A 10,266-nucleotide genomic window follows, 5' to 3' on the forward strand; every position below is an offset into this window, starting at 1 on the left:
GGGCGGGCTGGCGGCGATCGGCATCGGGCTGGCGCTGATCGCCGCCGGGATCTTCCTGTGGTGCGCGCCCGGCGCGCGGCACTATGTGAGCGTCAACGCGCTGATCCTGTCGGTGCTCTCCTTCGCCGCGACGAACCTGGGCGGGTTCCTCGTCGGGATGGGGCTGGGGATCGCGGGCAGCGCGATGGGGTTCGGCTGGACGCCCGTGAGACCGCCCGCGACCTCGCCCGCGACCGCGGCCGGGCGGGAAGGAGAGGGCGAGGAGCCGACCGCGCGGCTGCCGGCGGTGCGGGACGATCCGGGGTCCAGGAAACTGGCGGCCGTGCTGCCCGTGGTGCTGCTGGCCGCGGTCGCCTCGCCGCCGGACCGCGGCGCCGAAGCGGCGGAAGGGGTTCCGGCGGCGGCGCGCGCGCCGACCGTCACCACCTCGCTGTTCGCGCCGAACGGCTTCCTCCTCGCCGGAGTCACCGAGGTGCCCACCGCCGACGGCCCGGTGAAGGCCATGGTGCTCAAGATGCGGGCCGCCTCCCTCACCGACTACCGGCTGACCACCCGCGACGGCGGCCCCGAACTGGCCCTGGGGGCGCGGAAACTGGACCTCAGCGGGAACGTCACGCTCTACCTCACCAAGTTCAGCGGGTGCCTGGAGGGCCTCCTCTGCCTCACCTTCACCCCCGACCAGCTGCCCGTGCCGCCCGTCGTGCCGCCGTTCGTCTTCATGACGAACGTGGACGCCGAGCAGGCGCTGGTCACCTCGGACCTCATCGTCGCCGACGGACTGACCCTGCGGACGCCGGGCGGCGGGGGCCCCGCCGAGTCGTAACCCGTCATGCCGCGATACCCGTCATGACCGCGATCCGGGCCACGCGACTCCGCGCCTTCGCCATCGGGGCAGCCACGGGGACGCGGCGGCCGGGGCGTACGGGCTGCCGTTCCGCGGCGCGGTGCTCGGTTCGGCCGTCATGCGGCTGCCCGTCGCGTCCGGCGGGCACGCGCCCCACCGCTCCCCCACCGGCTGCCCGGCCGCCCCCGGCGCGTGGTCGCGGAGCCCCTCCGACCGGTGGCAGCGCTACGCTGAGCAGGGCAAAGGCCCGTACGGGCCACCCCCCGCGAAGAGGAGCCGCCGCCCATGTCCGTCACCCTCGATACGGCCTTCTTCCGCCGCTTCCTCGCCCGCGCCACGCAGGTCTTCGTGGCCGAGGCCCCGCACCTGACCGACCTCGACGCCGCCATCGGCGACGCCGACCACGGCGCCAACCTCAAGCGCGGCTTCACCTCGTCCGCGCGCGTCGTCGCCGATGAGGCGCCCGCCACGCCGGGGGCGCTGCTGACCGCCGTCGGCATGCACCTGACCAACACGGTCGGCGGCGCGTCCGGGCCGCTGTACGGGACCGTGCTGCGCCGCACGGGCAAGGTGCTCGGCGAGGACGCCGTCGTCGAGCCGCAGGCGCTCGGCAAGGCGCTGACCGCCGCGGTCGCCAGCGTGCGGCGGCTGGGCGACTCCGCGCCCGGCGACGCCACGATGGTCGACGCGCTGGCCCCGGCGGCCGAGGCGTACACGTCCGCCCTGGAGAGCGGCGGCGACGTCACGGCGGCGCTGGACGCGGCGGCACGGGCCGCGTGCGAGGGGGCCGAGTCCACGGTGCCGCTCCAGGCGCGGCGCGGCCGGGCCAGCTACCTCGGCGAACGCAGCATCGGCCACGAGGACCCCGGGGCCGCTTCGACGGCGATGCTGATCACCGCGCTGTACGAGGCCACGGACACCGGGCTGCCGGAGCTGTACGAGGCCGCGGAGGGCGAGGCGGCGGCCGAGGAGAAGACGGGCGCCGCGCCCGTAGCGGACAGCGCGCGGCCGGAGAAGAAGGCGGAGAAGGAGAAGGACGCGCGCGTCGGTATCGTGCTCGTCTCGCACAGCCGCGATGTCGCCGCCTCGACGGCCGAACTCGCGAAGGCCCTCGTCGGCACCGGCGACCCGGCGCCCGTGGCCGCGGCGGGCGGCCTGCCCGACGGTTCCATCGGCACCAGCGCGGAGCTGATCCGACAGGCGATCAAGGACGTGGACGGCGGGAAGGGCGTCGTGGTGCTCTGCGACATGGGCAGCGCCGTCCTGACGGTCAAGGAGATCCTGAACGCCCCCGCTGAGGACGGCGTGCCCAAGGACCTGCGCATCGCGGACGCGCCGTTCGTGGAGGGCGCGGTGGCGGCCCTGGTGACGGCCTCGGTCGGAGGCGACGCGGACATGGTCATCTCGGCCACGGACGACGCCCGGAGCTACCGGAAGGTCTGAGCGTCGGTAAGGGGCGGACTCCATGGGCTCCCGCCCCTTACCGACATCATCTCTTCGAGCCCCTTCAGCCGCCGAAGAGTTCGAACGTCACCGCGGGCCGGCCGCCGAAGCGGGGCGCCGCGGCCGCCATGTTCCCCTCCAGGAACGAGCGGCAGTAGCGCTCCGGCTCCTCGTCGGTGAGGGCCTCGATGTACGTGCGGTGGGCCAGCAGCGACGCGACGGCCCGGTCGACGCCCGCGGTCGCGTCCACGGCGTGGGTGGGCTGAGGAGAGCCCGCGACGGCGACGTAGCGGACGCCGTTCCACGGGGCCAGGCCGTCCGCGACGAGCTCGGGGAAGATCCAGCGGTTCCCGGCGTCGGCGACGGCGTCCAGCACGGCCCGGCCGACGGCCCGGTGGTCGGGGGTGTTCCAGGAGGTGCCGCCCCAGGTGTCGTGGTGGTTGAGGGTCAGTACGAGCTCCGGGCGGTGCGCGCGGATGGCGGCGGCGAAGTCGCGGCGCAGCGCGGTGCCGTATTCGATGACGCCGTCCCGGTGGCCGAGGAACTCCACGCTGCGCACCCCCACCGCCGCGGCGCTCGCGTGCTGCTCCCGCTGCCGCAGCGGCCCGGCCTCGGCCGGGTCCATGCTGTCGATGCCCGCCTCGCCGACGGTGGCCAGCAGATAGGAGAACTCGCGGCCGCCGTCGATCCAGGTGGCGATGGCCGCTGATGCCCCGTATTCGAGGTCGTCGGGGTGGGCGACGATCGCCAGGGCGCGCTGCCAGTCGTCGGGCATCTCTGCGAGCGTCTCGGCGAGCGGCGGTCCGTCGTTCCGGTCGGTGTCCGTAGCGGCCATCTCCGCTTCCCTTTCGTCCGTTCCATTCCTTCAGTTCTTCGATGCGCCGTTCTTCGTTGCGCGGTGCTTCGATGCGCGGTGCTTCTTTGCACCGTGCTTCTTCGCGCCGTTCTTCGATTCGCGTGGGTTGCAGGCTATGTCCGGCTTCTTCGCGGCGCACGGGAACCGTACGGCCCCGCCGTCCGACTACCTGGTCCGGGCCCGCAGCGGCGGGCCCGCGCGTATGCCGAGTTCCTGGAGTGTTTGTGATGCGCCCTCGTGTGTGGTGCGGTGTGCTGGGCCTGCTGGCCCTGTCGGCGACGGCCTGCGGCAGCGGCGGGGCCCCGAAGGCGGACGGCGCGAAGGCGTCGGGATCCACCGCCGGTTTCCCCGTGAGCGTCGCCGACTGCGAGGGGGCGAAGACCACGTTCGACTCCGCGCCGCGGCGGATCGTGACGAGCAACGCGTCGGCCCTGGAGACCCTGCTGTGGCTCGGCGCGGGCGACCGGGTCGCCGGTACGGGGTTCCCGCCCGGCAAGGGCACGATGCCCGCCGAACTGGCCGCGCGGGCGGCGAAGGTGCCAGTGCTGGGGAAGACGGTGATCCCCAAGGAGAAGCTGCTCGGTTCCGGCGCGGACCTCTATATCGACTCGTTCTCGTCGATGAAGAACATGAGCGGCGCGGGCGACGCCCCGACGCCGGGCGAGTTCGCGGCCGCGGGCATCAAGCACGTCTTTCTGCGCTCGTCGGCGTGCGCCGCCGCGCAGAAGGGGCCGCGCACGGACCTGTCGGGGGTGACGGCCGACATCGAGGAGCTGGGGAAGGTCACCGGGACCTCGCGGCGCGCCGCCGAGCTCGTCACCGGGATGCGCAAGAAGACGGACGCGGTGCGCGACGCGCTCAAGGACGTACCGCGGGACAAGCGCCCCTCGTACTTCTACTTCGACTTCGACGCCGGGACCAAGCAGCCGCTGGCCGTGTGCCGCAAGCAGGTGGCCAACGCCGTGATCACACAGGCGGGGGCGCGCAATGTCTTCGGCGACTGCGACGGGGACTTCAAGCCGGTCGGCTGGGAGGACGTGGTCGCGAAGAACCCGGACTGGATCCAGCTCGGCGTGCACAACCGGGGCAGCGAGGCGGCGAACGAGAAGGCGTTCGACCAGGCCGCGGAGTTCCTGCGCACCTTCCCCGCGACGAAGGGCCTCACGGCCGTCAAGGAGAACCGCTTCCTGCGCATCGGCGCGGAGCGCACCACCATCGGCGGGGTGCGCAGCGCCGACACGGTGCGGGACATCGCGCACACGATCCACCCGGACCGGGTGAAGTAGATGGCGGCGACCGCCGTGCTCTCCGGGGAGCAGCGGGAGAGCGGCGTACGGACCGTACGGGCCGGCTGGGCCGGAGCGGGGCTGGCCGCGGCGCTGGTCGTCGCGCTCGTCGCCTCGGTGAGTCTGGGGTCGACTCCGGTGCCGCTGGACGAGGTGTGGTCGGCGGTGGCGCGCGGAGTGACCGGGCGCGACCCGGTGCCCGGCACCCAGGACCTGATCGTGTGGCAGCTGCGGCTGCCGCGGGCCCTGCTGGCGGCGCTGGTGGGGGCGGGGCTGGGCCTGGTGGGTACGGCCGTGCAGGCGCTCGTGCGCAATCCGCTGGCCGACCCGTATCTGCTGGGCATCTCCAGCGGCGCGTCGCTGGGCGCGGTCGCGGCGATCGTGCTCGGGGCGGGCGCGGGCGGCGCGCTCGGGCTCGGGCTGTCCTCGGCGGCGTTCGCCGGGGCGCTGGCGGCGTTCGCCCTGGTGTGGGCGATGGCGCGGCGCGGCGGCGGGTTCTCGCCGCTGCGGCTGGTGCTGGCAGGCGTCGGCATCGGGCAGTTCCTGTCGGGGTTCACCAGCTATCTGGTGCTCCAGGCCGGCGACGAGCAGCAGACGCGCGGCGTCCTGTTCTGGCTGATGGGCTCACTGGGCGGCGCCCAGTGGGCGACCCTCGTGCTGCCCGCCGTGGCCGTGCCGCTGGGGCTCGCGGCGCTGCTGGGGCGGGCCCGCGCGCTCAACGCCCTGCTGATGGGCGACGAGACGGCGGCCGGCCTCGGCGTGGACGTGACGCGGCTGCGGCGCGAGCTGTTCGTGGTGACGAGCGTGCTGACCGGCGTGCTGGTGTCGGTGTCCGGGGCGATCGGCTTCGTGGGGCTGATGGTGCCGCACGCCTGCCGGATGGTGGTGGGCGGCGACCACCGGCGGCTGCTGCCGGTCTCCGCGCTGTTCGGCGCGGTGCTGCTGGTGGTGGTCGACCTGGTGGCCCGTACCGCCCTGTCCGACCAGGAGCTGCCGGTGGGCGTGGTCACGGCGATGGTCGGCGCGCCCACGTTGCTGTATCTGCTGGACCGGCGACTGGAGCGGTCGTGAAGCAGGCGAGACGGAGCGGTCATCAGGTGGGAACGGGCATGAGTCGGAAACGGGCATGAGGCGGGAACGGGCATGAGGCGGGAACAGGTATGAGGCGGGAACGGGCATGAGGCGGGAACAGGTATGAGGCGGGAACGGGCATGAGGATCGCGGTCGAGGACCTGGACGTGTCGCTGTCCGGTCGCAAGGTGGTCTCCGGAGTCAGTCTCCTCGCCGCCGAGGGGGAGATCGCGGGGCTGGTGGGACCGAACGGCAGCGGCAAGTCGACCGTGCTGCGCACCGTGTACCGGCATCTCGCGCCGCAGGCCGGGCGGGTGCTGCTGGACGGTACGGACCTGCGCTCGCTGTCGTCGACGGAATCCGCCCGGCGGATCGCCGCGCTCCCCCAGGAGCGCGGCGGCGACTTCGAGCTGACGGTCCGCGAGGTGGTCGCGATGGGCCGTACGCCCTACAAGCGGGCGTTCGCGGCGGAGGACCGGGCCGACGCGGACGCCGTGGCCGCGGCGCTGGAGCGGGTGGGGATGGCCAAGGCGGTCCGGCGGCGGTTCTCCGCGCTGTCGGGCGGCGAGCGGCAGCGGGTGCTGCTGGCGCGGGCCCTCGCCCAGGACCCCCGGGTGCTGGTCCTGGACGAGCCGACCAACCACCTCGACGTACGGCACCAGGTGGAGCTGCTCACGCTGCTGCGCGATCAGGGCCGTACGACGCTGATCGCGCTGCACGACCTCAACGCGGCGGCGTCCGTGTGCGACCGGCTGCACGTGCTGTGCGGCGGCACGGTGCTGGCGTCCGGCCCGCCCCGCGACGTCCTCACGCCGGAGCTCCTGGCCGAGGTGTTCGGGGTACGGGCGGCGGTGGTGGACCACCCGCTGACCGGGGACCCGCTGATCGCCTTCGACCACAGGGCGGTGGCAGCGGCCTGAGGGGCCGCCGCGCCGCGGGCTACTCCGCGTAGTGGCTGGGGCGGCCGTCCCGGAGGACGAGCCGTCCCCGCCGCTCCGCGTCCGCGCGCCGCAGCAACTCGGCGCTCCCGTCCCGGCGTCGCAGGACGGTGGCGTGCCAGGGCGTGGCCCAGGCGTCGGCGGATTCGAGGAGGCGGATGCCGAACTTGGCCGCGTCCGGCCGCTGCGGATGGATCGACAGCCGTACGGACCGGGGGTGCCAGTCGGCGATGAGGTCGCCCCAGGCACGGCTGCGGGCGATGACGCCGTACGCGCGGGCCCGGCAGTCGCGTTGGAGCGCGGACCGGCTGCCGGTGTGGCCGATGGTGTCCTCGACGAGGAAGCGCGTGATGCCCCGGTAGAGGCGGGTCGTCTCCTCGTCGGTGCGGGTCAGGGCCCGCAGGTCGGCGAGGTCCGGCGCGTACTCCTCGGTGGCCCGCGACCGCATCTCGCCGTGCCGGCCGGGCGGGATGTCGCCGTAGACCTGGCGCAGGTCGAAGGTGCCGAGGTGGCGCAGGCCCGCGCGGCGGATCATGGCGCGCAGGGCGTCCCCGTACGCGTCGATGTGCGGATCGGGCACGTTGATGAGGTCGCCGAAGATATGGCCGTCGGAGCAGATGAGCATCCGCGCGCCGGGCGCGTAGATCTCTCCGACGCGGGCGCAGAGCCGGTCGAGGAAGGAGAGGGAGAGCCGTTCGCCCTCGTCGGGCAGGTGGCCGAGGACCTTGGCGGGGTTGGGGGACTTGCAGGGGAAGCCGGGGAGGGTGAAGAGGACTGGTTCGCCGATGTCCGTGAACTGCCGTATCTGCGCGAGCTGTTCGGCGTGCTCCCGCGGATGACCGCCGTCGGAGGCTGGGGCCGTGGTGCGGTGGTACGGAAGGAGAAGGCCGAGGATCCGGGCCTCCACGGAAGCGGGCGCCGCTATGCCGGGGATCCGGTCGCGGCACGGCTGCGGGTCGTCGTACATCAGCCGGTCACCCACGAGGGCATACGGGCCGGGGCCGGTCGAAGGCGACGGGCAGCTCGTTCACGCCGCGTCCCAGCACGGCCGGAATCCACTCGACGTCCTCGTCGGGCACGGCGAGCCGCAGGCCCGGCAGCCGGTCGAGCAGTGTGCCCAGGGCGACCTGGAGTTCGACGCGCGCGAGGGCCGCCGCCGGGCAGTAGTGGATGCCGTGGCCGAAGGCCATGTGGGGGCCCTGCGCCCGGTCGAGGTCAAGGGTGTCGGGGTCGGGGAAGCGCGCGGGATCGCGGTTGGCGGCGCAGAGGGAGACGATCACGGAATCGCCGGCCGGTACGCGCGTACCGTGCAGATCGGCGTCCTCGACCGGGAAACGCCAGGTCGTGAGCTCGAAGGCCGAGTCGTAGCGGAGCAGTTCCTCGACGGCGCGGGCGAGCAGTTCGGTGTCCTCTCTTTGGGCGCGCAGTCGGTCGACAGCCTCCGGGTGGCGGAAGAGGGCCATGAGGGCGGTGGTGATCTGGTTGGTGACGGGTTCCTGGCCCGCGACGAGGAGCTGGAAGACCATCGAGTCCAGCTCCTCCCCCGTCAGTTCGCCCTCTCCATGGGCGGCCACGAGACGGCTGAGCAGGTCGTCCTGCGGAAGCTCCCGCTTATAAGCGACGATGTCCGCGATAAACCCCTGGAGTCCGCGCAAGAGCGCCTCGTACGCGTCCCGGCCGGGGTCTTCCGGCCCCACGGGCTGTACGGCCTTGCCCCATTCGCGGCGGAAGCCAGCGGCGAGCACCTGCGGCAGGCCGATGACCTCGGCGAGCGCCTGAAGGGGGAAGCGGGCGGCGAAGCACGCCACGAGGTCCGTGCCGTCCGCGTCGGCGGGCAGTTCATCGAGGAGCGCGTCCGCTATTTCCTGGAAGCGGGGGCGCAATTCCTCCACGCGGCGGGCCGCGAAAGCGTCGAGGACCAGCCGTCTCATCCGGGTGTGCTCGGGCGCGTCCTGGTGCAGGAGGTGGACCTGGAGCTGCGAGTGCTGGGGCTCGGGCATGATCGAGGCGCGGGCGCGCCAGCGGTCGTTGCCCAGGTCGTGGTTCTTGCCGAGGCGGCTGTCGGACAGGGTCTGCTGGGCGGCGCTGTGGCCGGTGACGAGCCGGGCGTCGACGCCGCTGGGGAAGCGCACCCGGTGCACGGGACCGACGGCGCGCAGCTCCTCGTATATCGGGTAGGGGTCGCGCTTGTAGGCGCGGCCGTGGAGGGGGAAGGGGTCCGGCAGGGGCACGGTGGGCTCTCCTCGCTGTGGTGCGACTGTGCTGTACCCACTGAGTCGCGATCACCGAGCGGTGATCGTCGCGCGGTGATCACCGAGCAGTGATCGTGTCGAACGGCGGTGACCGCCGCGTCGTGGGCAGGCCCCTGAGAAGTCGTACGGAGGCGGGCGCGAGTTCCCGGTGAATTTCGCGGCTGGAGGCAGCGTTACGGGCCTCGGCGCTCGCCTTCGATCTCCAGGTAGTCGGCTGCGGGAGCCCGCTGGTTCCCGGGCGCGAAAGGGACAATCCTCACGCGCCGAGGAGGGCGTTCAGCGGCTCCCGCGGCCCTCGCTCCGTGCCACGATGCGGCGATGACAGCACGTCAAAACAGTCCGCATGCTCCATACGCCCCGTATGGTCCGTACGCGCTCCTCGCAGGGTTCGCCCTGCTGCTCGCCGCGATGTTCGGCGTCGCCTACGCGGTGGGGTCGGCCGTCGGACCCGTGGCGCCCGGCATGCACGGCAGCGGCGGCTCCGGTTCCGGCGGTTCGGGCGGCGGCATGGACGGCATGGAGAACATGGGCGCGCCCGCCCCGGAGACCGTCCGATGAGCGCGGAGACCACGGCGGGCGCCACGTCGGACGCCACGACGGCCGCCACGACGGAACTGGCGGTCGGCGGCATGACCTGCGCCGCCTGCGTGGGCCGGGTGGAGAAGAAGCTCGGGCGGGTGGAAGGGGTCAGCGCGACCGTCAATCTCGCGACGGGCCGGGCGCGGGTGAGCCACCCGGCCGCGGTGAGCCCGGCCGAACTCGTCGCCGTCGTGGAGGCGGCCGGGTTCACCGCCCGCCACTTGGAGCCGGAACGGCGCCAGGGCTCGGAGAACCGCCCGGACTCCGCCGCGGAACCCGGCAGCGCGGCCGGTGTTGACGAACGGACCCGGCTGCTGATCACAGCGGTACTGGCGGTGCCGGTCCTGGTGCTGTCCATGGTCCCGTCCTGCCAGTTCGACAACTGGCAGTGGCTCTGCTTCGTGCTGGCCGCGCCGGTCGCGACCTGGGGGGCGTGGCCGTTCCACGCCAAGGCGCTGCGCGGGCTGCGGCACGGCGGCGCGACCATGGACACGCTGGTCTCGCTGGGCGTGCTGGCCTCGTTCCTGTGGTCGGCGTACGCGCTGTTCCTCGGCGGCGCCGGGCAGCCGGGGATGCGGATGCCGTTCTCGCTCGTGCCGTCGGCTACGGGCGGCGTCGCCGACGTGTATCTGGAAGCGGTCGTCGGCGTCCCGCTGTTCGTGCTGACCGGCAGGATGCTGGAGGGGCGCGCCCGGCGGGCCACCGGTTCGGCGCTGCGGGCGCTCGCCTCGCTCACGGTCAAGGAGGTCCTCGTACGGGCCGCCGACGGCGCGGAACGCAGCGTTCCCATCGAGGAGTTGCGGGTCGGCGACCGCTTCGTCGTACGGCCCGGGGAACGGGTCGCGACCGACGGTGTGATCACCGAGGGCGGCTCGGCGCTGGACATGGCCCTAGTCACGGGCGAGAGCGCGCCGGTGGAGGTCGGGCCCGGCTCGGCCGTCGTCGGCGGGGCCGTCAACTCCGGCGGACTGCTGGAAGTCCGCGCCGAGGCAGTCGG

Annotated in this window: 10 protein-coding genes and 1 pseudogene; 8 read left to right on the top strand and 3 right to left on the bottom strand. The window is 73.5% G+C overall.

Features of this window, described 5'->3' with window-relative positions; translation table 11 throughout:
• The 3 genes and pseudogenes from ACFU99_RS19315 to dhaM form a co-directional block, all read left to right on the top strand.
• A partial coding sequence (locus tag ACFU99_RS19315) for a DUF6114 domain-containing protein (protein WP_384393381.1) occupies window positions 1–823 on the top strand: 823 nt, incomplete at its 5' end.
• A gap of 306 nt (window positions 824–1,129) precedes the next feature.
• Window positions 1,130–1,762 (top strand): annotated as a pseudogene (gene dhaL / locus ACFU99_RS19320) (dihydroxyacetone kinase subunit DhaL); the annotation flags it as partial.
• A 135-nt stretch (window positions 1,763–1,897) separates the two neighbouring features.
• A complete protein-coding gene (gene dhaM / locus ACFU99_RS19325; RefSeq protein ID WP_384393401.1) occupies window positions 1,898–2,287 on the top strand; it encodes a dihydroxyacetone kinase phosphoryl donor subunit DhaM in 390 nt (129 codons plus the stop codon).
• Between the two features lie 64 nt (window positions 2,288–2,351).
• Here the strand turns inward: dhaM and ACFU99_RS19330 are convergent, their stop codons facing one another.
• Window positions 2,352–3,122, bottom strand: a complete 771-nt coding sequence (locus ACFU99_RS19330; protein WP_384393384.1) for a PIG-L deacetylase family protein — start codon at window positions 3,120–3,122, stop codon at window positions 2,352–2,354.
• A gap of 248 nt (window positions 3,123–3,370) precedes the next feature.
• Between ACFU99_RS19330 and ACFU99_RS19335 the strand changes: the two genes are divergently transcribed.
• The 3 genes from ACFU99_RS19335 to ACFU99_RS19345 all read left to right on the top strand — a co-directional run bounded on the left by ACFU99_RS19335 (window position 3,371) and on the right by ACFU99_RS19345 (window position 6,420).
• Window positions 3,371–4,429 (top strand): ABC transporter substrate-binding protein, encoded by a 1,059-nt coding sequence (locus ACFU99_RS19335; RefSeq protein WP_384393387.1) that lies wholly within the window; start codon window positions 3,371–3,373, stop codon window positions 4,427–4,429.
• Entirely contained in the window at window positions 4,430–5,500 is a 1,071-nt protein-coding gene (locus ACFU99_RS19340; protein ID WP_384393390.1) for a FecCD family ABC transporter permease, read from the top strand.
• A gap of 140 nt (window positions 5,501–5,640) precedes the next feature.
• Window positions 5,641–6,420 (top strand): ABC transporter ATP-binding protein, encoded by a 780-nt coding sequence (locus ACFU99_RS19345; RefSeq protein ID WP_384393392.1) that lies wholly within the window; start codon window positions 5,641–5,643, stop codon window positions 6,418–6,420.
• A gap of 19 nt (window positions 6,421–6,439) precedes the next feature.
• On the opposite strand, the gene ACFU99_RS19350 is transcribed toward ACFU99_RS19345, so the two are convergent.
• Both ACFU99_RS19350 and ACFU99_RS19355 read right to left on the bottom strand, forming a co-directional pair.
• The gene (locus tag ACFU99_RS19350; protein ID WP_384393404.1) at window positions 6,440–7,405 is read right to left on the bottom strand and encodes an L-tyrosine/L-tryptophan isonitrile synthase family protein; all 966 of its coding nucleotides are present in this window, start codon (window positions 7,403–7,405) and stop codon (window positions 6,440–6,442) included.
• Between the two features lie 7 nt (window positions 7,406–7,412).
• A complete protein-coding gene (locus tag ACFU99_RS19355) occupies window positions 7,413–8,669 on the bottom strand; it encodes a cytochrome P450 (RefSeq protein ID WP_384393394.1) in 1,257 nt (418 codons plus the stop codon).
• A gap of 339 nt (window positions 8,670–9,008) precedes the next feature.
• Between ACFU99_RS19355 and ACFU99_RS19360 the strand changes: the two genes are divergently transcribed.
• Together ACFU99_RS19360 and ACFU99_RS19365 are read left to right on the top strand one after the other, a co-directional pair.
• On the top strand, window positions 9,009–9,248 hold the full coding sequence (locus tag ACFU99_RS19360; RefSeq protein ID WP_384393395.1) for a hypothetical protein: 240 nt from the start codon (window positions 9,009–9,011) through the stop codon (window positions 9,246–9,248).
• Window positions 9,245–10,266: heavy metal translocating P-type ATPase (locus ACFU99_RS19365; RefSeq protein ID WP_384393398.1), on the top strand; the 1,022-nt coding region annotated here is incomplete at its 3' end. The genes ACFU99_RS19360 and ACFU99_RS19365, both read left to right, overlap by 4 nt.

The organism is Streptomyces sp. NPDC057654, from assembly GCF_042800135.1.
GTDB lineage: Bacteria > Actinomycetota > Actinomycetes > Streptomycetales > Streptomycetaceae > Streptomyces.